The sequence below is a fragment of the Sulfitobacter sp. M22 genome (genome assembly GCF_021736025.1).
GTDB classification, from domain to species: domain Bacteria; phylum Pseudomonadota; class Alphaproteobacteria; order Rhodobacterales; family Rhodobacteraceae; genus Sulfitobacter; species Sulfitobacter litoralis.
Map to the genome: position 1 here is coordinate 897,209 of NZ_WMEC01000001.1, position 19,911 is coordinate 917,119.

The window sequence follows — 19,911 nt, forward strand, 5'->3', positions numbered from 1 at the left end:
CGGCTTATCCGGCCAGTATTTTGGCGGCAATCTCGAACGACTTGAGGCGCGCGGCATGGTCATGGATCTGCCCTGTCAGGATCAGCTCATCAGGTTGATATTTCTCAATCATCTGCGACAGTTGACGCTCTACGCTTTCGGGGCTGCCAACCGCCGTGACCCGCAGCGCCTGATCGACGGCCTGCCGCATCTGAACGCCGACCTCGGCATCAATATCACGGACCGGACGCGGCAGCTTGCCCGGAGTGCCGGTGCGCAGACGCACGAACGCTTGCTGCATGGATGTGCGCAGGTAAGCGCCCTCTTCATCGGTATCGGCAGCGAATACATTCGCCGCGAGCATGAAATGAGGTTTTTCACACTGGGCGGATGGTTTGAAATCGCGGCGGTAGATCGCCACCGCATCCTCCAGTGCGTCTGGCGCGAAATGCGAGGCAAAGGCATAGGGCAGACCAAAATGCGCAGCCAATTGTGCACCATAAAGCGACGACCCCAAGATCCACACCGGCACATGGGTGCCCTGACCAGGATGGGCCAAGACGCGTGCACCGGCAGGGGCGTCGCCCAGATAGCCGATCAGCTCGGCGACATCTTCGGGGAACCGGTCGCCCCCCTGCATCCCACGCCGCAATGCATGATACACCGCCTGATCACCGCCGGGCGCACGGCCAAGGCCCAGGTCGATCCGGTCACCATGGATCGTGGCCAATGTGCCAAATTGCTCTGCAATGGCCAAGGGCGCGTGGTTGGGGAGCATGACCCCCCCCGCGCCGACGCGGATAGTCGATGTATGATCAGCGACATGCCCGATCAATACCGATGTCGCAGCCGAAGCAATACCTGGCATGTTGTGATGCTCTGCCATCCAGTAGCGATGGTAGCCCGCGGCCTCGGCACGTTTGGCCAGATCAATCGTGTTTGCAATGGCTTGGCGGGCATCTGACCCTTCCGGCACGGGGGAAAGATCAAGAACTGAAAATTGCATGGGATGGCTCCGTTTTTACGTATCCTTTACCTAAGCACGCTGCCTTGAAAACAAAACCACCTCGCCCGCTTCATTTTGCGAAATAAACTCTCCCCGAAGGGTCGGCTGGCCCCATGCTCAAACGAAAAAGGCCGCCCCATACCGGAGCGGCCTTTTCCAAATACTGTAAAGTAAAGCTTAACGCTTGGAGAACTGGAAGCTCTTACGCGCTTTAGCACGACCGTACTTCTTACGTTCAACAACACGGCTGTCGCGTGTCAGGAAGCCTGCCGCTTTCAGCGCGCCGCGCAGCGAGGGATCATAAAGCTGCAGTGCTTTGGAAACACCGTGCTTTACCGCGCCCGCTTGACCGGACAGACCGCCACCTTTCACAGTTGCAACAACGTCAAACTGACCGTCGGTGCCTGTGATGGTGAAGGGCTGTGCCAGGATCATCTGCAGAACGGGGCGTGCAAAATATTCGTTTTGCGGCTTGCCATTTACGATGACTTTACCGGAACCTGGTTTGATCCAGACGCGGGCAACCGCATCTTTACGCTTACCGGTTGCATAGGCACGGCCAAGCGCGTCACGAACGGGCTCGCGCGGGGTCATGTCAACTTCTGTACCCTGAACGCCACCGATGTTCTCGGTTACGGCCGCTTCGAGGCCTTCGAGTGTTTTGATTTCATCAGCCATGCTTATGCACTCCGCGTGTTTTTAGAGTTCATGGATTTCACGTCCAGAACCTCGGGGCTTTGCGCCTCGTGGGGGTGTTCGGAACCGGCGTAAACGCGCAGGTTGGTCATGATCTGGCGGCTCAGGCGGTTGCCGGGCAGCATGCGCTTGACCGCTTGGGTCACTACACGCTCGGGGTGCGCACCTTCAAGGATCTGAGCTTTGGTCCGCTCTTTGATCCCGCCGGGGTGACCTGTGTGCCAGTAGAAGTTTTCTTCACGCTTCTTGCCGGTCATCTGGATTTTCTCGGCATTGATGACGATGACGTTGTCGCCGCAATCCATGTGAGGGGTGAAGGAAGGCTTGTGCTTGCCGCGCAGACGAGTGGCAATGATCGATGCAAGACGGCCAAGGACGACGCCTTCAGCGTCGACGATGATCCATTTCTTGTCGATATCTGCCGGTGTTGCAGAAAAGGTTTTCATGTAGGGAATTCCCGTTAGTTTGGTGAAAGGGTCCGAAACCGAACCCCGCTATCTGATTGCTGGGTTATAAACACGCCCCTCGCCACGTCAAGCGTGGGTTCGGCTAATTTAGTGTTTGAAAACAACGGTCTATAAATTAGGTATTATTTTACCCCACGAAAGTTACACGCTTAACTGCTCTGGCGGGGAGTCCAGCAGGTGACGCAGCCGCATGATCGCATCTTCGAAGCTGTGCAGCGCGACGCCGGCGTTGATCGCAAGGCGCACAGCATGAGGAGCGCGGGCGTCACGGCAAACAAATTCTTCGGCTGACCGGATTTGCACGCCTTGCCCCTCTGCCGCCTGACAGAACGCCCCTGCCCGCCAGCCAACAGGCAGGCTCAGCCACAAGAAGGGTACATTGATCCGCCACGCCACATCATAGCCGCCCAGAATATTGACCGCGCTTTGCACATAGGCGTTAAAGCCCTGTCGCGTGCCTTCCGCGATCGCATCAATGTCCGGATGCACAAGCAATTTTGCGCATAGATCAATAAGCGGGGTCGCGAGGCCGAAGCAGTTGTATTCAGCCACACGGCGCAGATCGGACGTGCGCTGACGCGGGCCAATGGCAAAGCCGATGCGCAGCGCGGGTGTCAGGGTTTTAGCCAGCGATGATACATACCACCCCCGCTCGGGCGCCAACATTCGGTAGGTGGGCGCGCGGTCTACCCGCATCCGATAGCAGTCATCCTCAACGATCTGAATGTCATGCCTACGCGCCACCTCGACCAGCGCCTCGCGGCGGGCGACAGGGGTGAAGCCGGCGGTTGGGTTATGTACTTCGGGCGAGGTGCAGAAGATCTGGACGTCATGATTTCGCGCCGCTTCATCTAACGCTTCGGGGATCACGCCGTCTTTGTCCATCGCGATCGGGACAACATCAGCCCGCAGCAATTCCCCCGCCCGTCGGAAGCCAGGGTAAGATAGCGCCTCTATGGCGATGGCGGGCCGGCGTCCTTGCAGAATGGATTGAAACACCAGCGACAGCCCGTTTTGCCCCCCATGAGACAGGATCACATCCGCCTCAGTGAATGACCCCAGCGGTGTCCCGGCCAGCCATTTAACGACCGCTTCGCGTGCGGGACGGGCGCCGGTACGGCTTGGGTAATGCATCACACCCGATGCCGGATCCTGTGCAACCTCTGCCATCAATGTGCGGATCAAGGTGGCCTGCCCTGCGGAGGGCAAGTGAGGCGAGAACATATTCACCGCGTAAGTGTCGGCGGGATAATTCTTGGTACCTTGGTGCACATGGTGGGCGATGACGTCCATTTCGATTGGACTGTTGCGGTCGGGTTTCTTGGGCGGCAGGGCAACAAAGGTGCCGCGCCCGACTTCTGCCTGCAACATCCCGCTGTCAGTCAGCATGGTATAGGCGCGCGCCACGGTCCCCGGCGTTACGCCCAGCTTCCATGCCAGCTCCCGGACCGGGGGCAGCTTTTCACCCGCCGTCAGGCCCCCATTCGCGATGCCGTTTCGTATCATTGTAACAACGGCTTTGTATTTAGGTCCTGGCCCATCAATGCGCTCGGGATGCCAAATTGTACCCATTACAATGTTTTCCTTTTCAAAATGTATCGTATTTTGTACCCCTTCATTACGACAGAACGCAATATTGTGTCAATACAATTCAGAAATAGGAGATTCTCATGACACAGACCCTGACCCTTTCCCACGATACAGTGGCGATCCTGAACCAGCGCAGCACGCCGTTCGCTGCTGTTCTAGCGGTCAAATTTGCGGTTTGTGTTACGAAAATGGCATCGCGTCGCCATACCCGCAAAGCGCTCGCTCAGCTTGAGCCGTGGCAGTTGGCAGACGTGGGACTTACACCGCGACAGGCTCATGATGAGTCTATTCGGGTGTTCTGGAAGGCGTAACGTCCCTGTGGCGCAGTCCAGACCTCTTCACTCGGGCCGGTATATACCGGCCCTTTTTTCGATTGTACCAGTTAAAAATTGATACAATCAGCGTGGCGGAATCGCATAGGTAAGCGAGGCCCGCGCGACTGGCTCTTCCAGCGCGTCGGAATAAACCAGCACATCGCAGATCGACAGCAGCTTACCAAGCTTGAGCAGCCGCGTTTTGGCGATCAGATCAGTATTCGCCGCAGGCTTGCGCATAAAATCGATGGAACAGTTCGTCGTCACTGCCAGCGCTTTTGGCCCGATCCGTGCAAGTGTCATCAGATAGGCACTTACGTCCGCAAGCGCAAAAATCGATGGGCCCGACACGGTTCCGCCGGGGCGCAAGTGGCGGTCGGCGGTCAGCAGGCGCGTCGTTAGATCCGTCTCTCCCACGTGATCAATCGCAAAGTCATCGGCAACCTGCTTGAACACGTCCTTCATAAAAACCGAAAGCGCATCGGCATCCATCATGATCGGCATACTTGTCCTCCCTCATATGTCGCGGTTAGGCTCTGGTAAAAGCGGGAGGGGTGCAAGATGACAATCGTTGAAATGGAATGTGACGGTGCGGTAGCACGGTTAACGATGAACGCGCCGGCACGGCTGAATGCGCTGTCAGACGAAATGCTGGCCGCGTTGCAATCGCGCCTGGACGAGATCGCGCATCGCCCCGATATAAGGGTTGTCATCCTCGCCGGCGCGGGCAAGGCATTTTGCGCCGGTCATGACCTCAAGCAGCTGACGGCATTGCGCACGACGCGCGATAACGGGGCCGCGGGGTTCAAGGATCTGTTCGACCGATGCGCCCGCCTCATGGCGCGCATCCAGTCCCTGCCCCAACCCGTGATCGCTCAGGTCCACGGTATCGCAACCGCCGCAGGATGCCAGCTGGTGGCGACCTGTGATATGGCCGTCGCGGCCGACGACACGCGTTTTGGCGTCAACGGGGTGAACATCGGCCTTTTCTGTTCGACCCCGATGGTCGCGCTAAGCCGCAATATCCCGCGCAAGCAAGCGTTCGAAATGCTGACAACGGGCGCGTTTGTCGACGCCACCCGTGCCCGCGAGCTTGGGTTGATCAACCGCGTCGTCGCGCCGGACCAGCTCAGGGTTGAAACGACGGCTCTTGCTCGGCAGATCGCGGACAAATTGGGCACGGCCGTGAGGATCGGGAAACAGGCCTTCTATGCGCAGCTCGCCCTGCCGGTTGCGCAGGCCTACGTCTATACCGGCGACGTTATGGTAGAGAACATGCTTAATCCTGATACAGCCGAAGGTATCGCTGCATTTCTGGAGAAACGCGCGCCGGAGTGGGATCAGTAGGCCAGAAACAGACTGTTTCCAAAGCCTCGCAGAATGCTCACATTTTCGTGCTTTCAATTCAGGCGCTTTTGTGGCACAAATAAGACAAGGCCGATGCCTTGATGATTTTGGGTCGCCGATGGCGGAAGGTCCCTCCAGGTCAGCCTCTCACTGACCGACCGTTCCCGCAGCGGCGACCCCAAAAATCCCCCCCCTCCTTGATATGCGATGAATTCAGGTGGCTGTGTCGACCGCGGCCTGAGCCATGTTTCACCTCGCAGACACCACTGGCTATTGCGCCGCGCCAGCCCCTGCCCTACATCGCAGGCATGACACATACACTCCATATCATCGGCGGCGGCATGGCCGGATCAGAGGCCGCTTGGCAGGCTGCAAACGCAGGCATTCAGGTTGTGCTGCATGAAATGAGGCCAAAGGTTGGCACATTTGCGCATCAAACGGGACTATTGGGAGAGATGGTTTGCTCCAACTCCTTCCGTTCCGATGACGATGAACAGAACGCTGTGGGCCTGCTTCATTGGGAAATGCGCGCTGCGAACGGGTTGATCATGGCCACAGCGGAAAAGCACCGCCTGCCTGCGGGTGGTGCCTTGGCGGTGGACCGCGATCCTTTTGCGCAATCAGTGACGGATGCGCTGATGGCGCACCCCAATATTTCTGTCGAATACGGAGAGATCACCGACCTGCCCCGCGACGGCCACTGGATTATTGCGACCGGCCCGTTGACCTCGGGTGATATGGCGCAATCTATTGCAGCCCAAACCGGTGCCGAGGCGCTGGCCTTTTTCGACGCCATCGCGCCGATTATCTATCACGACAGCATCGACATGAGCAAAGCGTGGATGCAGTCGCGCTATGACAAGGGCGAAACCGAGGAAGAGCGCACTGCTTACCTCAATTGCCCGATGACCAAGGATCAATACGAGGCGTTCATCGACGCGCTCTTGGCCGCCGATAAAACCGAATTTAAAGAAGGCGAAACCGCCGGCTACTTTGACGGCTGTCTTCCGATCGAGGTGATGGCCGAACGCGGGCGCGAAACCCTCCGCTTTGGTCCGATGAAGCCCGTAGGCCTGACCAACCCCCATGATCCCGAAACCAAAGCCTATGCCGTGGTGCAGTTGCGCCGTGATAACAAGCTGGGAACATTGTATAATATCGTCGGCTTTCAAACCAAGATGAAATACGGGGCCCAGACAGAGGTGCTGCGGATGATTCCGGGGCTGGAAAATGCTTCCTTCGCCCGCCTTGGGGGCATTCACCGGAATACTTTCCTCAATTCGCCCACCTTGCTGGATGAACAGATGCGGCTTCGCAGCCAGCCGAATGTGCGCTTTGCGGGCCAGATCACCGGCGTCGAAGGGTATGTTGAAAGTGCCGCAATGGGATTGCTTGCGGGGCGTCTTGCGGTGGCTGAAATCAACGGCGAGGCAGCAACCCCGCCGCCTCCGACGACGGCGACAGGCGCATTGATCACCCACATCACCGGGGGTGCGGATGCAAAAACCTTCCAGCCGATGAACGTCAACTTCGGTCTGTTCCCACCGGTCGAGGGGCTGAAAGCGGGACGCCGCGGGCGCAAGGATCGCTATAAGGCCTATACTGATCGTGCCAAAGTCGACTGGCAAGACTGGCTGGACAGCAGCGCCCCCACTGCATGAGCTTTTGCACCCGGTTTGCGCCATCACCCACCGGGCCGCTGCATCTGGGGCACGCCTATTCTGCGCTGATAGCTCACGATATAGCGCGCGCACAGGGAGGTAGATTTCTCCTCCGGTTCGAGGACACGGATCTGGAGCGGTCAAAGCCGGAGTATGTGCGCCAAACGCTGGACGATCTGGCGTGGCTTGGCATCACATGGGATGCGCCTCCCTTGATGCAGTCGGCGCATCTTGATATTTATAATCAAAGCGTTGAAGGGCTTACTTCACGTGGCCTGACATACCCATGCAGGTGCAGTCGCAAGGATATCGCCTCCGCATTAGCAGCCCCGCAAGAAGGCGCGCCGCATGCGGTTTACCCCCAAAGCTGCAAAACGCGCAGCATGGTTGAACGTGGTGCCGGCGATGCCGTCCGCCTTCATATGGACCGTGCACTGAAACAAGCTTCGGTTGAGCTGGGTTTCATCGAAGACGGGCCCCTGCACTGTGGCGTACATCCCATTGATCCGGCTGCACTTCTGGATGAAATCGGCGACATCGTAATTGGTCGAAAGGATATCCAGACCGCAGCGTATTTCCTCGCCTCGGCCATCGATGACATCCGCCAGAATATCACCCATGTGGTCCGCGGCGTTGATCTTTTTGAATTCACGCAGGTTCAGATTTTACTGTTGGATTTGCTGGGTCACACGCCGCCGCGCTATCACCATCACGATCTTATTCGTGATGATGATGGCAAGCGACTGGCAAAACGAGACGATGCGCGCGCGATCTCTGTCTATCGGAAAGATGGCGCGTCTCCGGATGATATTCGTTTAATGATAGGTCTTTAGAGGCTATTTATCATCCATCACATCAAGCGTGATGCGTTCAACGCCATCTTCGACAACCGTATAAAAGCAGGTCCGCCGCCCTGTGTGGCACGCCGCACCGGTCTGGTTTACCTTGACCAGCAAACAGTCGCGGTCGCAATCGATGCGCAGTTCAACCAGCTCTTGCACATGGCCGCTGGTATCACCCTTGATCCAGAACGATTGCCGTGACCTGCTCCAGTATGTGACGCGTCCGGTATCCAGCGTCTGGCTTACGGCCTGTGCATTCATCCATGCCATCATCAATACCTCGCCCGAAACCGCATCCTGCGCGATTGCGGGGATCAGCCCTGCTTCGTTGTATTTCAAAGTGCTGGTGTCAAAGTCCATGGCCAAGCCTTCAGTTTATTTTTGCATCATCCACGTGAAAGCTTATGTAGGGATTAACTGCGGAAAGGAACAGCCATGAGTGACGACACAGACCTGATCAAGCTCTATTCAGCGCGGATATTGGGGCTTGCGGCTGATATTCCGCATGTGGGCCGTTTGGACGAACCAGACGCCAGTGTGACACGCCGTTCGCCCCTTTGCGGATCAACAGTGACCGTCGACGTGGTGGTCAAAGACGGAGAGTTGATCCAAATGGGACAAGACGTCAAAGCCTGCGCGCTTGGCCAAGCCTCTGCCGCTGTGACTGGGGCTGCCGCTGTTGGTGCTTCCCTTGGGCAAATTCAAACGGCGCGGGATCAGCTCAAGGCGATGTTAAAAGGCAAAGGCCCTGTGCCAGACGCGCCCTTTGACGGGTTCGAGGTGCTGACCCCCGCTGTCGCCTATAAAAACCGTCATGCGTCGATCTTGCTTTCGATAGAGGCATTGGCCGAAGCGATGGAACAAACCCAAACGGTCGTGCAGAACGGATAAGCTGTATTGCAGGGGCACCAGCCGCTCAGTTGCTGCACCCTTATCGTTCATTTGCCGCTATATAACTGCCGAAAAAAAACGCCGCACATCCCGATAGGATGGCGGCGCAAGGATGCGATGACCGTGAAGGCTCGTTTTGATCCGCGTCAGAGGGGACAACTCTGGCACTGGGACGAAGATATTGCGGACTTCGCCAACGCATAAAGTTTGGGACAGATGCGCGGGCTAGATCAAAACGACACGGGGTACGCAGGCAGAAGTCAAACGAAGGCGGGAAGGTGCAGGCCGACCACGAGAATAACAACCAAGGCAGCCGCCCCTGCGGCGTCTTGTAACAGCGTGTCTTTCGACCGTTTAGCAATGGCTTTGACTGTAAGGATCGTGGTCATGTGCGTTCTCCCGTTTCCGTTGCCTATTTGTTCTCATTTTCACGCTCCCGTGTAAAGAACTTTATGAGAACAAAGGAGAACAAAATGGGATCTACCCGTTAACCCACTGATATTAAACGTATCGCTTCATCCTGCCGCATCAGCCACAAAAGCAGACGTGCTGACGTACCGCGGGGGGTCGTCAAATCAGGGTCCACCGCCAGCAACGCCCGCGCATCTGATTGGGCCACCTGCATAAGAGCGGCCTGCTTTTCTAGGTCTGCAACCCTGAACCGTGGCACGCCCGATTGCGCCGTCCCGATCAGATCGCCGGTGCCGCGCATCTTCAGATCGGTTTCCGCGATTACAAAACCGTCCTCGCTTTCGCGCAGAACCTCGAGCCGCTGACGGCCGGTTTCGCTGAGCGGGGCCTGATACATCAGCAAACAGGTAGAGGCCGCCTGCCCGCGCCCCACACGGCCGCGCAACTGGTGTAGCTGTGCCAGACCAAAGCTTTCGGCGCGTTCAATCACAATGATGCTTGCGTTTGGCACGTCGACGCCAACCTCGATCACGGTCGTAGCAACCAGCAGCTTAGTCTCCCCCTTCTGAAAGGCGCGCATGGCGGCATCTTTGTCCGCAGGGGGCATTTGCCCGTGGACCAATCCAACAACGCCCTCGCCCAAGGCAGCGCGCAGGTGTTTGAACCGCGCCTCTGCAGCGATGAGATCGCTGACCTCGCTTTCCTCGACCAGCGGGCACACCCAATAGCATTGCCGTCCCTCGTTGATTGCGGCGCGCAAACGCGTAACGACCTCCTCCATCCGGTCGGTCGCGATCAGAGCTGTGCGAATGGGTTTCCGACCGGGGGGCTTTTCGTCCAGCACAGAAACGTCCATGTCGCCATATTGCGCCAAAGCCAGCGACCGTGGGATTGGCGTGGCGGTCATGACCAAGACATCAACCGCCTGCCCCTTTCGTCCAAGCTCAAGCCGCTGGCGTACGCCAAAGCGGTGCTGTTCATCGACCACCGCAAGGCGCAAATCGCCAAAGGCGACATCCGCCTGAAACACCGCATGGGTGCCGACCAGGATCTGGATCGCGCCACCTTCCAACGCTGCAAGCTTTGCCCGTCGTTCAGCCCCTTTGTCGCGTCCGGTCAAAAGTTCAAGCACCACACCGGCTTGCTCCGCCAACGGGCGAAGCCCTTCAAGGTGTTGACGCGCAAGGATTTCTGTCGGGGCCATCAAAACACCTTGCCCGCCGGCCTCGACAGCGCACAAAAGCGCCATAAAGGCGACCAAAGTCTTGCCCGCTCCCACGTCCCCCTGAAGTAAGCGGTTCATCCGCGTGCCATACGCCATGTCATTTGTAATCTCGCCAATGGCGCGGGTCTGCGCAGCGGTCGGCGCATAGGGCAACGCCTTGAGCACGCGCTGCTGAAGCGTGCCGTTGCCAACCGTCTCGCGCCCGGCCTTACGCCGGTCTTTGGCCCGCGCGAGGGCAAGGGTCAGTTGATGGGCCAGCAATTCATCATAGGCCAACCGCGCCCGTGCCGGCGCGGCAGAAGACAGATCGGCCATGTCGCGCGGCGCATGGGCCTGCTGCAAGGCGTCGGCGAAATCGGGCCAGTCTTCTTGTTTTTTCTGATTGGGATCAATCCATTCGCCAACCTCTGGCGCACGCGACAGCGCGGCACGGGTGGCTTTGTACATCAGCTTTTGCGTAATCCCGCTGGTCAGCGGATACACCGGTTCAAACGTTGGAATGTCGCCGGCCTCTGCTTCGGGAACGACGAAATCAGGGTGGACCATCTGGGGGATGCCGTCAAAGAGCTCCACCCGTCCCGACACGATACGGCGCGACCCTTCGGGCATCTGCCGTTTCCAGTAATCCCCACGGGCATGGAAAAAAACCAGCTGAAAGGCGGTGGCGCTGTCCTCGACATGAATACGGTAGGCACCGCCTTTATTCGCCGGCGCGCGATGCGCCCCAACGGTAACAGCGACCGTCACCGTCGTGGGCAAGATCGCATCTTGAACCGAGCCTTGGAGCCGCCGGTCGATGCCGGAATAGGGCAATGTAAACAACAGGTCACGCGGTGCCATCACGCCAAGTTGGGCGAAGTTCTGCGCGGTTTTCGGCCCGACCCCTTCAAGCGTTTCCAGCTTGGAAAACAAAGGGAATAGCGCTTCGGGGCGGCCCGTCATGCGTCTGCGATCAGCGCAAGCCAACCGTCCTCATCCATCGTCTGAATGCCTAGATCAGCGGCCTTTTTCGCTTTGGACCCGGCCCCTGGGCCCGCCACCAGAATATCCGTTTTAGCGCTGACAGAACCCGAGACCTTGGCCCCGAGCCGTTCCGCCCGCGCCTTGGCCTCTGCGCGGGTCATCTTTTCCAGCGTGCCGGTAAAGACGACGGTTTTGCCTGCCACAGGCGACCCGTCAGTATCTGGGCGCGCCACATCCTGCACCGAAAGTTGGGCGACCAGACGGTCGATCGATGCGCGCTCGGCCTCTTGGGCGAAAGTGTTGACCAAAGATTGCGCCATCACCTGGCCAACACCATCTACTCCGATCAGATCACTCCAGGCCGGCCCGTCACCTGTTTTGGCCTGCTCCATGGCGCGCTCGAACGTTGTCCAGCTACCGTAATGTTGTGCGATGAGATTTGAGGCCGCTTCCCCGACATGTCGGATACCAAGCGCAAAGATCACGCGGGACAGTGGTATTTTCCGCTTATCATCGATGGCTTGGAACAGCTTGTCAGCGGATTTTTCTCCCCAGCCATCACGGTTTTTCAACTGCTGCATGCCGCTTGCAAAGCGGGACTTCAGCGTGAAAATATCCGCAGGCTCTGCAATCCAGCCGTCGGTATGGAACTGTTCGACCTGTTTTGCGCCCAAGCCGTCAATGTCAAAGGCACCCCGAGAGACGAAATGTTTCAGCTTTTCAACTGCTTGCGCCGGACAAATTAGGCCGCCCGTGCAACGCCGCACAGCGTCGCCTTCTTCGCGTATGGCGTCACTCCCGCATTCGGGGCAAAGCGTGGGGTAGGCGAAAGCGTCGGCGTCCTCGGGTCGTTTGGATAGGTCCACATCCGCGATCTTGGGGATCACATCGCCCGCGCGGTACACCTGCACCCAATCGCCGACGCGCACATCCTTACCTTCGCGTATCGTGGCCCCTTTGCTATCCAGCCCTTTGATGTAATCTTCGTTGTGAAGCGTGGCGTTCGACACGACGACGCCGCCCACGGTTACAGGTTGTAGTCTGGCCACGGGTGACAACGCACCGGTGCGCCCGACCTGAATGGTGATATCCTCGAGCCGGGTCCAAGCAAGTTCGGCGGGGAATTTATGCGCAATCGCCCAACGGGGGGTTGTTGATCGAAAGCCAAGCCGATCTTGCAAAGCAAGGTCATTCACTTTGTAGACCACGCCATCGATATCATAGCCAAGCGTCGCACGTTGCTCTTCGATCTTGCGGTAGTGTGCGATCATTGCTTGCGGACCGTCGCACAGGGTGGTCAGGGGGTTGGTGTCAAATCCGAAGCCTTTCAGTCGCGCGATTGCCTGATACTGCGTTTCGGCCAATGGTTCAGACAACGCGCCCCATGCATAGGCAAAAAAAGCCAAGGGCCGCGCGCGGGTCATTTCAGCATCCAGCTGACGTAATGACCCAGCAGCAGCGTTGCGGGGGTTGGCGAATACCTTACCGCCATTTGCAGTCTGGCGGGCGTTCAGCGCGTCAAAGTCATCGTGCCGCATATAGACTTCGCCGCGCACCTCAAGCAGGTCCGGTGCGCCCTCGATCCGTGTCGGGATTGTTCCGATGGTGCGCGCATTCGCAGTGACATTCTCTCCCACAGCCCCGTCGCCGCGCGTGGCGGCCTGAACCAGATCGCCCTTCTCATAGCGCAACGACAGCGAAAGCCCGTCGATCTTTGGCTCAGCCGTAAACGCCAATGGTGCCCCCGGGGGTAGCCCCAAGTACTTTCGAATGCGTGCGCTAAAATCGACAACGTCATCGTCTTCGAACGCATTCCCCAAGGACAGCATCGGCACATCATGCCGTAGTTTGCTGAACCCTTCCGCTGGCGCAGCACCAACCTTGTCGCTCGGACTGTCGGCGCGTTTAAGGGTTGGAAAACGGCCCTCGATCGTCGTATTCCGTAGCTTCAGGCGATCGTATTCCGCGTCCGACAGTTCTGGCGCATCCTGCGTGTGATACGCCTTATTCGCACGGCTCAGCAGGTCAGCCAGCCGCGCCAATTCGGCCTTTGCATCCTCCTGAGAAAGATCCTGAAGTGCGGTTTTATCAGTCACGGTTTGCCCCAGCCTACTGTTTCGACTGAGGGCTAGATACGCAGGGAGCCACCCGACGTCTACATTATTTCCCTAACTTGAGTGACTAGCCGCCAACCGCCAATCTCTCCGGTTCGGGGAAGCCCATGCTGATCGGATCGCGCAGCACATAGCCACGGCCCCAGACCGTCTCGATATAGTTTTCTCCTCCGGTCGCAATGTTCAACTTTTTACGCAATTTGCAGATAAAAACATCGATGATTTTCAACTCCGGCTCGTCCATTCCCCCGTAAAGATGGTTCAAAAACATTTCTTTCGTCAATGTGGACCCTTTGCGCAGACTCAAAAGCTCGAACATCTGATATTCCTTGCCCGTAAGATGGACCGGTTTGCCCGCCACGGTCACCGACTTGGCGTCAAGGTTAACTGACACCCGTCCGACATTAATGACGGACTGCGAATGGCCCTTCGACCTACGGATGATCGCGTGAATACGGGCGACAAGCTCTTCCCGGTGGAACGGTTTGGTCAGATAATCATCCGCGCCAAATCCAAACCCTTTGATCTTGTTTTCTGTATCATCAGAGCCCGAGAGGATCAAAATGGGCGTCTCAATCTTGCTCAGGCGTAATTGCCGCAAGACGTCGTGCCCATTCATATCGGGCAGATCCAGATCAAGCAGGATAAGGTCGTAGTCATACAGTTTCGCCAGATCGATCCCTTCCTCCCCAAGGTCGGTGGTATAGGTGTTGAGATTGGCATGGGTCAGCATCAGCTCGATGCTCTTGGACGTGGTTGGGTCATCTTCAACCAGCAGTATTCGCATTTTCTCACTCCGCTTAAATGAATTGGGTGTAATATGCACCGTGACCAAAAAGGTTTAACCACTCGTTAATAGTGCTTAAATAGTTAAGCTAGCAACTTAAAGTTGTCTATACTTTTGTAGCGCTGTGGCGCGCAACGCCGTTTCCCCATGATCAGAAACAGCACGTACCCATTCCACAAATTCATCGCGTCCCACCCCGTATCGTTCTTCTGCGTCAGCTTCGGTGATCAACCCATATAGAACGCCGCGCACCACGGCGGCTTTGCGCGATGCCACCCAGCGGCGTGTGTTACAGTCAGGCAGATCAGCGAGGCTAAAACTGGACCCGTCGGGCAATGTCACAGCTCTGGGACGTCCGACTTTTTTCAGATACACAATCATTCCCTTTCTACCCCTTACCAACACCGGCCACGCGACCGGTCATATCGTGTGCAAGCTAGGTCGCGGCGCGTTAACGACTGGTGAAGTCACCCCTTGAGAGTATCGCCAATTTTCCTATATTAAGCCTCAAACCTCCCGGAGTATGACCATGCCGCTTGACCGCACCCCGCCGCTTAATTCGTTGGGCTTTGCAAAAGCCCCTGCCGACACCCGCGTCGTTGTGGCGATGTCTGGTGGCGTCGATAGTTCTGTCGTGGCCGCGATGCTGGCCGAGGAAGGCTATGATGTCGTCGGGGTTACGCTACAGCTTTACGACCACGGTGCCGCGCTGGCGCGCAAAGGGGCGTGTTGTGCCGGAATCGATATCCATGACGCGCGCCGCGTCGCGGAATCCATGGGCTTTCCACATTACGTGCTCGACTATGAAAACGTGTTCAAGGATGCGGTGATCGACGAATTCGCTGACAGCTATCTGGGGGGGGCCACGCCGGTGCCCTGCATCCGCTGTAACGAACGGGTCAAATTCAAGGACCTGCTGGAAACAGCCAAGGATCTGGACGCCGATTGCATGGCCACTGGTCACTACATCCAACGCAAGATGGGGGCAGACGGGGCCGAACTGCATTGTGCGGCAGATGCCAACCGCGATCAAAGCTATTTTTTGTTCTCCACCACGCCCGAACAGCTCGATTATCTGCGCTTTCCCCTAGGGCACCTGCCCTCCAAGAATGACACACGGGCGCTTGCCGCAAAATACGGCCTTAGCGTTGCGGACAAACCGGACAGCCAGGATATCTGCTTTGTCCCAAATGGCGATTATGCGTCAGTGATCCGCAAGCTGCGCCCCGAAGCGGCCAATCCCGGTGATATTGTCGATACTGATGGCACTGTACTTGCCCGGCATGACGGGGTGATTAATTATACCATCGGGCAACGTCGCGGGCTTGGTATCGGCGGGTTGGCCGACCCGCTTTACGTGGTTAAGCTTGACGCGGATAAGGGGCAGGTCATCGTGGGGCCAAAATCGATGCTGGCCACCCGCACCGTCCCTGTAAGAGAGATCAACTGGTTGGGTGAAACCCCGTTAATGTCCCAGTCCGAATGGCCCATTGCCGTGCGTGTCCGCTCAACGCGCCCGCCCATTGATGCAATTCTGCGCCCCATCTCTGATACCGAAGCCACGGTAGAGCTGCTCACCCCCGAGGAAGGCATTTCCCCCGGTCAGGCCTGTGTGTTCTACGACCCCGAAAGCACCCGTATTTTCGGCGGCGGATGGATCCACAAGGGCTGAACCCCTTCCAAATGGCTTAAAATCCCGGGGAGTTTGAGGGGCGGAGCCCTTCATTTGTGTCGTGAGTTTGAGGGGCAGCGCCCCTCATTTACGTCGCGCGTTCGAGGGGCAGCGTCTCTCTTTCAGCGACAATTAGGTGGATACCTACAACCGCGACAGCACCGCTCGCGCTGCGCGTAGGCCAGGTGCGTCGCCGCCCTTGCCTAAACGCTCCATCGTTAGCGCCATAGCGTCTTTTTGTTCTTCGGGATGGGCAAAGACATGCTCCAAACCGCCGGCGATCTTTTGGGGCGTGCAATCGGGGCCTAGAAATTCCGGCACCACCCGCGTGTCAGAGACGAGGTTCACCAGCGTTACTGTATCAATCAGCGCCATCGCCTTGATCAGACGGAAGCTGAGCCAGTTCATCCGATAGGCGATCACCATAGGCAAAGACGCCGCCGCCAGTTCCAGCGAGACAGTCCCAGAGGCCGCTAAAGCGACATCGGCCGCAGCAAAGGCTGCGCGTTTCATCGCGGCACTGCCTGCACGCGTCCCGACGCGCGGGTCAAGGACGATGGGGCGCACGGCCCAGTCTTTGGTCTGTGCGATCACCGCTTCGGCGACAGGACCTGCCGCAGGAATGACGACCCGTGCGTCGGGATGCGTGTGGGCAAAGCCCGCGACGGCGTCGCCAAAGACGCCCGACAGCCGCGCCACCTCTGACCGGCGCGAGCCTGGCAGCACCAAAAGCAGGGGGGCGTCACCAATCTCATGGGCCTGCCGGAATGCAGCGGCTTCACGGTGCGATGCGATTTTTTCTCCGACCACCGGATGACCGACGAAATCACAGGCCATGCCTTCGGCCTCCATCAACGGGGGCTCAAAGGGGAAAAGCGCCAGCACATGATCAATAAACTGTGCCATCTTCTTGGCCCGACCGGGGCGCCATGCCCAGACCGTCGGAGCTACGTAATGCACGGTGCGGATAGTCGACACGGCCTTAACCCGCTTGGCCACGCGGAGCGAGAAATCGGGGCTGTCGATGGTGATCATCACATCGGGCTTGGCGTCCACGACGGCCTGCGCCGTCTCGTTGATCCGTGCCATCAGTGATCTGTACTTGGGCAAAATCTCGGCGATCCCCATGACCGACAGTTCCGACATGTTGAAACGGCTGGCCAGCCCCTCGGCCGCCATATCCGTCCCACCGATCCCTTCGAATGTGATGTCAGGGCGCAGCGACTTTAGTCCCGCCATCAACGCGCCCCCCAGACGGTCGCCCGACGGTTCACCCGCGACGATAAACACCTTCATCCTGCGGTCCTAGCCCATAGTACGAGGTTCACTTCATCTGCCAGCCTCACGCAAACCTCGGGTTCAAGCACGATCAGGGCACCGGCTTCGATCACCACCCCTGACAGCCCTGCCTCATGGGCGCGGCGCAGCGTGTCCGGGCCAATGGTTGGCATATCAACCAGATGGCTCTGGCCCGGTTTCGGTCCTTTGAACAGGATTGCATCAACGCCACGCGCGCGTGTGGGCAACGTAGACAGCAGGTGATCGGTCCCGCCGATCGTCTCTATGCCCATGACCTGTCCTTGGCCGACAACGCAACATTGGCCGACATCCATCGGGGCGAGACAACGTACCAACGCGGCACCGCGGGCGGCGTCGTCATTCATCTGCGCATCCGGCTGACGCTGGCTGAATACGCCTTCGCCTGCCATCAGGTCAGGCACTAGTTCATGTGCGGCTACAACGTCAAAGCCCGCTGTCTCGAAGATATCAACCAAGGCGCGCAAGGCACCGTCATCACCAGCGGCAAGCGCCTTTTGGAACGCCGGCACCAAAGGCAGCGTTGCGGCATCAAGCTTTGAAGGATCGAACGACGGGCGTGTAACCGCGCCACAGAAACAAACCCGCGTGATGCCGCGCGTGCGAAGCGTAACCAAAAGGCTGCCAAGCGTCTCAAGCCGAAACCCCAGATCGGGCACCAGCCCCACTGGTGCAGTCCCCTCGTAGGCGCAAACCAAAGGCGCGTCGGACAGAGATGACACCACCCGTTGAGGCAGTCCGCCGCCTCCTGCGATCAGCGCCAGCATCAACCCGGCGTCAGAAAATGGCGACCTGTGTCGGCGAGAACGAAGTCGACGATCTCGCGCACGTAATCGCTGCCGGTTTCCTCGCCCAAGCGGCGTGCGCGGTCGTGGAAAGTGCCCTCGCCCTGCGCCAGCATCTGAAACGCCGCCCGCAACGCTGTGATATCCGCGCGGGTGACACCGCGCCGTTTGAGCCCGACAAGGTTCAACCCGTCCAGCACGCCACGCGGCGCTTGCACCAGCCCGTAGGGGATCACGTCATTGGTCACCATCGTCACGGCACCGATAATAGCGCCACGCCCGATGCGCACGAACTGGTGGATACCCGCAAGCCCGCCGATCAGTACGTCGTCTTCAATGATGCAATGCCCTGCCACGGCGGCATTGTTCACCACGATCACCCGATCGCCAAGGATCGCGTCGTGTGCAATGTGACAGCCTGCCATGAACAGCCCGTCGTCGCCGATCTTGGTCAGGCCACCCCCACCTTCGGTCCCGCCGTTCATGGTGACATGTTCACGAATCCGGTTGCGTTTCCCGATCACCAGCCGGCTGGTTTCCCCCTTGAACTTAAGGTCTTGAGGGATTTCGCCGATCACCGCGAACGAAAAGATCACCGTGCCTTCACCAACTTCCGTGTCGCCGGTGACGATAGCGTGGGATTTCACCTCCACGTCGTCCTGCAGCACGACCTGGGACCCGATCACGCAGAACGGACCAACCTTGGCAGAGGCCGCAATCTGCGCGCCCTCTTCGATCACCGCACTTGGGTGGACATTGCCCATCAGGACAGGTCCATCATCGCTGTAAATTCAACTTCAGCGGCCATCTCACCCTCGACCGACGCGACGCCGCCGAACTTCCAGACCTTGCCGCCCGGCTTGCCGCGCAGGGTGGTCAGCTCCATCCGGACGACGTCCCCGGGAATGACCTTGCGGCGGAATTTGCACTTGTCGATGGCCATGAAATAAACCTTCATGTCCTTGTCCGCCATTTCGAGCGTGACGCCAACCATCACAGCCGCAGTCTGCGCCATGGCTTCGACGATGGTGACGCCAGGCATGATTGGCATACCGGGAAAATGCCCCTGAAAATGCGGTTCGTTCATCGTGACGTTCTTGATCCCGACGGCGCTTTGCGTGCCTTGGATATCGACCACTTTATCGACCAGCAAAAAGGGATAGCGGTGCGGAATGATCCGTTGGATCATCTGGATATCGGCACTTGGCAGGGTGTCGGTCATTGCATGTCCTGTCTGTTAAAAGCTGTATTGTGGCTACCAATTCTGGCCGCCATGGGCAAGCGGGGGGATCAGTTCTTGCCGCTGCCGACCGACGCATCCAGCCGTTCGATGGCCTCGTCGGTGATGTCGATGGCGTTGGCGCTGACAAAAACCGATCGACGTTCAAGGATCACAGCGGCCCCTGCTTCGCGCATCATTTGTTCCAACACCGGTCCTGCCGCGGCCAGAAACACGTGGCGCTCTTTTTCGACCAGCTCATTCAGTGCACGCCCCTTGGCTGCCTGAGACGCTCGGGTTTTCTGAACTTTTTCGTCAAATGCATCTGCAAGTCCGCTGAAGGCATCGGGACTAAGCTTGCTCCGCTGGTCCGTAAGCTTGCGTTCTTCGGCCTTCAAGTCCGCTTCGATCAGACGGTTTTCAGCAGAGATTTCAGCACTTTGGGTTTCGACGTCGTCCGCGACGCGCAAACCAAAGGCGCTTTCGGTAAAGACGCGGTCGGAATCAATGGTCAGGATCGGGCTTTGCACCAAGCGGCGTTCAGCCTGTTGCTGTGCAAAAACCGGCACCGCCCCAAGGGGCAGCACCGGCAGAAGGCAGATCAAGAGTGCCCGCAGCTTCATAT

22 protein-coding genes are annotated in these 19,911 nt (G+C 58.3%); 6 read left to right on the plus strand and 16 right to left on the minus strand.

The annotated features are described in order from the left end of the window. Positions 1-4 precede the first annotated feature (4 nt). From GLP52_RS04525 to GLP52_RS04540, 4 genes are all read right to left on the minus strand, one after another. On the minus strand, positions 5-985 hold the full coding sequence (locus GLP52_RS04525) for an LLM class flavin-dependent oxidoreductase (RefSeq protein ID WP_237271670.1): 981 nt from the start codon (positions 983-985) through the stop codon (positions 5-7). A 177-nt stretch (positions 986-1,162) separates the two neighbouring features. Then, positions 1,163-1,663, minus strand: a complete 501-nt coding sequence (rpsI, locus tag GLP52_RS04530) for a 30S ribosomal protein S9 (protein ID WP_093732203.1) — start codon at positions 1,661-1,663, stop codon at positions 1,163-1,165. Between the two features lie 2 nt (positions 1,664-1,665). Continuing rightward, a complete protein-coding gene (gene rplM, locus GLP52_RS04535; protein ID WP_093732202.1) occupies positions 1,666-2,127 on the minus strand; it encodes a 50S ribosomal protein L13 in 462 nt (153 codons plus the stop codon). Positions 2,128-2,289: 162 nt separating this feature from the next. Next, complete coding sequence (locus GLP52_RS04540; RefSeq protein ID WP_237273425.1) at positions 2,290-3,720, minus strand: aminotransferase-like domain-containing protein; 1,431 nt, start codon at positions 3,718-3,720, stop codon at positions 2,290-2,292. Between the two features lie 98 nt (positions 3,721-3,818). Here GLP52_RS04540 and GLP52_RS04545 point away from each other — a divergent pair, with 98 nt between their 5' ends. Then, positions 3,819-4,049: a DUF1127 domain-containing protein gene (locus GLP52_RS04545; RefSeq protein ID WP_093732200.1), complete on the plus strand. Its 231-nt coding sequence runs from the start codon at positions 3,819-3,821 to the stop codon at positions 4,047-4,049. Positions 4,050-4,136: 87 nt separating this feature from the next. Here the strand turns inward: GLP52_RS04545 and GLP52_RS04550 are convergent, their stop codons facing one another. Next, positions 4,137-4,556, minus strand: a complete 420-nt coding sequence (locus tag GLP52_RS04550; protein WP_093732199.1) for a PaaI family thioesterase — start codon at positions 4,554-4,556, stop codon at positions 4,137-4,139. Between the two features lie 57 nt (positions 4,557-4,613). Here GLP52_RS04550 and GLP52_RS04555 point away from each other — a divergent pair, with 57 nt between their 5' ends. The 3 genes from GLP52_RS04555 to gluQRS all read left to right on the plus strand — a co-directional run bounded on the left by GLP52_RS04555 (position 4,614) and on the right by gluQRS (position 7,893). After that, positions 4,614-5,399, plus strand: coding sequence for an enoyl-CoA hydratase (locus GLP52_RS04555; protein ID WP_237271672.1), 786 nt, complete (start codon positions 4,614-4,616; stop codon positions 5,397-5,399). A 308-nt stretch (positions 5,400-5,707) separates the two neighbouring features. Beyond that, positions 5,708-7,060: a methylenetetrahydrofolate--tRNA-(uracil(54)-C(5))-methyltransferase (FADH(2)-oxidizing) TrmFO gene (gene trmFO, locus GLP52_RS04560; RefSeq protein ID WP_237271673.1), complete on the plus strand. Its 1,353-nt coding sequence runs from the start codon at positions 5,708-5,710 to the stop codon at positions 7,058-7,060. Beyond that, the gene (gene gluQRS / locus GLP52_RS04565) at positions 7,057-7,893 is read left to right on the plus strand and encodes a tRNA glutamyl-Q(34) synthetase GluQRS (protein WP_237271674.1); all 837 of its coding nucleotides are present in this window, start codon (positions 7,057-7,059) and stop codon (positions 7,891-7,893) included. The genes trmFO and gluQRS overlap by 4 nt, the downstream gene beginning before the upstream one ends. Positions 7,894-7,896: 3 nt before the next feature. Here the strand turns inward: gluQRS and hisI are convergent, their stop codons facing one another. After that, positions 7,897-8,262 carry a phosphoribosyl-AMP cyclohydrolase gene (hisI, locus tag GLP52_RS04570; RefSeq protein ID WP_093732196.1) on the minus strand — a complete coding sequence of 122 codons (366 nt, stop codon included), beginning with the start codon at positions 8,260-8,262 and terminating at the stop codon, positions 7,897-7,899. 75 nt (positions 8,263-8,337) lie between these two features. On the opposite strand from hisI, the gene GLP52_RS04575 reads away from it, so the two are divergent. Then, a complete protein-coding gene (locus GLP52_RS04575; RefSeq protein ID WP_237271675.1) occupies positions 8,338-8,793 on the plus strand; it encodes an iron-sulfur cluster assembly scaffold protein in 456 nt (151 codons plus the stop codon). 260 nt (positions 8,794-9,053) lie between these two features. On the opposite strand, the gene GLP52_RS19445 is transcribed toward GLP52_RS04575, so the two are convergent. From GLP52_RS19445 to sciP, 5 genes are all read right to left on the minus strand, one after another. Continuing rightward, on the minus strand, positions 9,054-9,182 hold the full coding sequence (locus GLP52_RS19445; RefSeq protein ID WP_005853439.1) for a hypothetical protein: 129 nt from the start codon (positions 9,180-9,182) through the stop codon (positions 9,054-9,056). Positions 9,183-9,280: 98 nt separating this feature from the next. After that, positions 9,281-11,371: an ATP-dependent DNA helicase RecG gene (recG, locus tag GLP52_RS04580; protein ID WP_237271676.1), complete on the minus strand. Its 2,091-nt coding sequence runs from the start codon at positions 11,369-11,371 to the stop codon at positions 9,281-9,283. Further along, entirely contained in the window at positions 11,368-13,488 is a 2,121-nt protein-coding gene (gene ligA, locus GLP52_RS04585) for an NAD-dependent DNA ligase LigA (protein ID WP_237271677.1), read from the minus strand. The genes recG and ligA overlap by 4 nt, the downstream gene beginning before the upstream one ends. Positions 13,489-13,573: 85 nt before the next feature. Next, the gene (gene ctrA, locus GLP52_RS04590) at positions 13,574-14,293 is read right to left on the minus strand and encodes a response regulator transcription factor CtrA (RefSeq protein WP_093732192.1); all 720 of its coding nucleotides are present in this window, start codon (positions 14,291-14,293) and stop codon (positions 13,574-13,576) included. A gap of 96 nt (positions 14,294-14,389) precedes the next feature. Further along, on the minus strand, positions 14,390-14,674 hold the full coding sequence (sciP, locus tag GLP52_RS04595; RefSeq protein ID WP_093732191.1) for a CtrA inhibitor SciP: 285 nt from the start codon (positions 14,672-14,674) through the stop codon (positions 14,390-14,392). A 148-nt stretch (positions 14,675-14,822) separates the two neighbouring features. Here sciP and mnmA point away from each other — a divergent pair, with 148 nt between their 5' ends. Next, positions 14,823-15,965 (plus strand): tRNA 2-thiouridine(34) synthase MnmA, encoded by a 1,143-nt coding sequence (mnmA, locus tag GLP52_RS04600; protein ID WP_093732190.1) that lies wholly within the window; start codon positions 14,823-14,825, stop codon positions 15,963-15,965. A gap of 144 nt (positions 15,966-16,109) precedes the next feature. On the opposite strand, the gene lpxB is transcribed toward mnmA, so the two are convergent. The 5 genes from lpxB to GLP52_RS04625 all read right to left on the minus strand — a co-directional run bounded on the left by lpxB (position 16,110) and on the right by GLP52_RS04625 (position 19,909). After that, a complete protein-coding gene (gene lpxB / locus GLP52_RS04605) occupies positions 16,110-17,261 on the minus strand; it encodes a lipid-A-disaccharide synthase (protein WP_237271678.1) in 1,152 nt (383 codons plus the stop codon). Continuing rightward, entirely contained in the window at positions 17,258-18,049 is a 792-nt protein-coding gene (locus GLP52_RS04610) for an LpxI family protein (RefSeq protein ID WP_093732188.1), read from the minus strand. Before GLP52_RS04610 ends, lpxB begins: the two co-directional genes overlap by 4 nt. Next, entirely contained in the window at positions 18,049-18,831 is a 783-nt protein-coding gene (gene lpxA, locus GLP52_RS04615; protein WP_093732187.1) for an acyl-ACP--UDP-N-acetylglucosamine O-acyltransferase, read from the minus strand. The genes GLP52_RS04610 and lpxA overlap by 1 nt, the downstream gene beginning before the upstream one ends. Further along, a complete protein-coding gene (fabZ, locus tag GLP52_RS04620; protein ID WP_138923362.1) occupies positions 18,831-19,289 on the minus strand; it encodes a 3-hydroxyacyl-ACP dehydratase FabZ in 459 nt (152 codons plus the stop codon). The genes lpxA and fabZ overlap by 1 nt, the downstream gene beginning before the upstream one ends. Before the next feature lie 68 nt (positions 19,290-19,357). Then, complete coding sequence (locus GLP52_RS04625) at positions 19,358-19,909, minus strand: OmpH family outer membrane protein (RefSeq protein ID WP_093732185.1); 552 nt, start codon at positions 19,907-19,909, stop codon at positions 19,358-19,360. Positions 19,910-19,911: the final 2 nt, after the last annotated feature.

Bases quoted from the DNA above. Each gene is read 5' to 3' on its own strand.
- GLP52_RS04625 (WP_093732185.1), bottom strand. From the start codon at position 19,909: ATGAAGCTGCGGGCACTCTTGATCTGCCTTCTGCCGGTGCTGCCCCTT.
- GLP52_RS04545 (WP_093732200.1), top strand. From the start codon at position 3,819: ATGACACAGACCCTGACCCTTTCCCACGATACAGTGGCGATCCTGAAC.
- recG (WP_237271676.1), bottom strand. From the start codon at position 11,371: ATGACGGGCCGCCCCGAAGCGCTATTCCCTTTGTTTTCCAAGCTGGAA.
- lpxA (WP_093732187.1), bottom strand. From the start codon at position 18,831: ATGGGCAATGTCCACCCAAGTGCGGTGATCGAAGAGGGCGCGCAGATT.
- GLP52_RS04610 (WP_093732188.1), bottom strand. From the start codon at position 18,049: ATGCTGGCGCTGATCGCAGGAGGCGGCGGACTGCCTCAACGGGTGGTG.
- GLP52_RS04550 (WP_093732199.1), bottom strand. From the start codon at position 4,556: ATGCCGATCATGATGGATGCCGATGCGCTTTCGGTTTTTATGAAGGAC.
- ctrA (WP_093732192.1), bottom strand. From the start codon at position 14,293: ATGCGAATACTGCTGGTTGAAGATGACCCAACCACGTCCAAGAGCATC.
- trmFO (WP_237271673.1), top strand. From the start codon at position 5,708: ATGACACATACACTCCATATCATCGGCGGCGGCATGGCCGGATCAGAG.
- lpxB (WP_237271678.1), bottom strand. From the start codon at position 17,261: ATGAAGGTGTTTATCGTCGCGGGTGAACCGTCGGGCGACCGTCTGGGG.
- sciP (WP_093732191.1), bottom strand. From the start codon at position 14,674: ATGATTGTGTATCTGAAAAAAGTCGGACGTCCCAGAGCTGTGACATTG.
- GLP52_RS19445 (WP_005853439.1), bottom strand. From the start codon at position 9,182: ATGACCACGATCCTTACAGTCAAAGCCATTGCTAAACGGTCGAAAGAC.
- GLP52_RS04540 (WP_237273425.1), bottom strand. From the start codon at position 3,720: ATGGGTACAATTTGGCATCCCGAGCGCATTGATGGGCCAGGACCTAAA.
- mnmA (WP_093732190.1), top strand. From the start codon at position 14,823: ATGCCGCTTGACCGCACCCCGCCGCTTAATTCGTTGGGCTTTGCAAAA.
- GLP52_RS04575 (WP_237271675.1), top strand. From the start codon at position 8,338: ATGAGTGACGACACAGACCTGATCAAGCTCTATTCAGCGCGGATATTG.
- rplM (WP_093732202.1), bottom strand. From the start codon at position 2,127: ATGAAAACCTTTTCTGCAACACCGGCAGATATCGACAAGAAATGGATC.
- gluQRS (WP_237271674.1), top strand. From the start codon at position 7,057: ATGAGCTTTTGCACCCGGTTTGCGCCATCACCCACCGGGCCGCTGCAT.
- rpsI (WP_093732203.1), bottom strand. From the start codon at position 1,663: ATGGCTGATGAAATCAAAACACTCGAAGGCCTCGAAGCGGCCGTAACC.
- hisI (WP_093732196.1), bottom strand. From the start codon at position 8,262: ATGGACTTTGACACCAGCACTTTGAAATACAACGAAGCAGGGCTGATC.
- GLP52_RS04525 (WP_237271670.1), bottom strand. From the start codon at position 985: ATGCAATTTTCAGTTCTTGATCTTTCCCCCGTGCCGGAAGGGTCAGAT.
- GLP52_RS04555 (WP_237271672.1), top strand. From the start codon at position 4,614: ATGACAATCGTTGAAATGGAATGTGACGGTGCGGTAGCACGGTTAACG.
- fabZ (WP_138923362.1), bottom strand. From the start codon at position 19,289: ATGACCGACACCCTGCCAAGTGCCGATATCCAGATGATCCAACGGATC.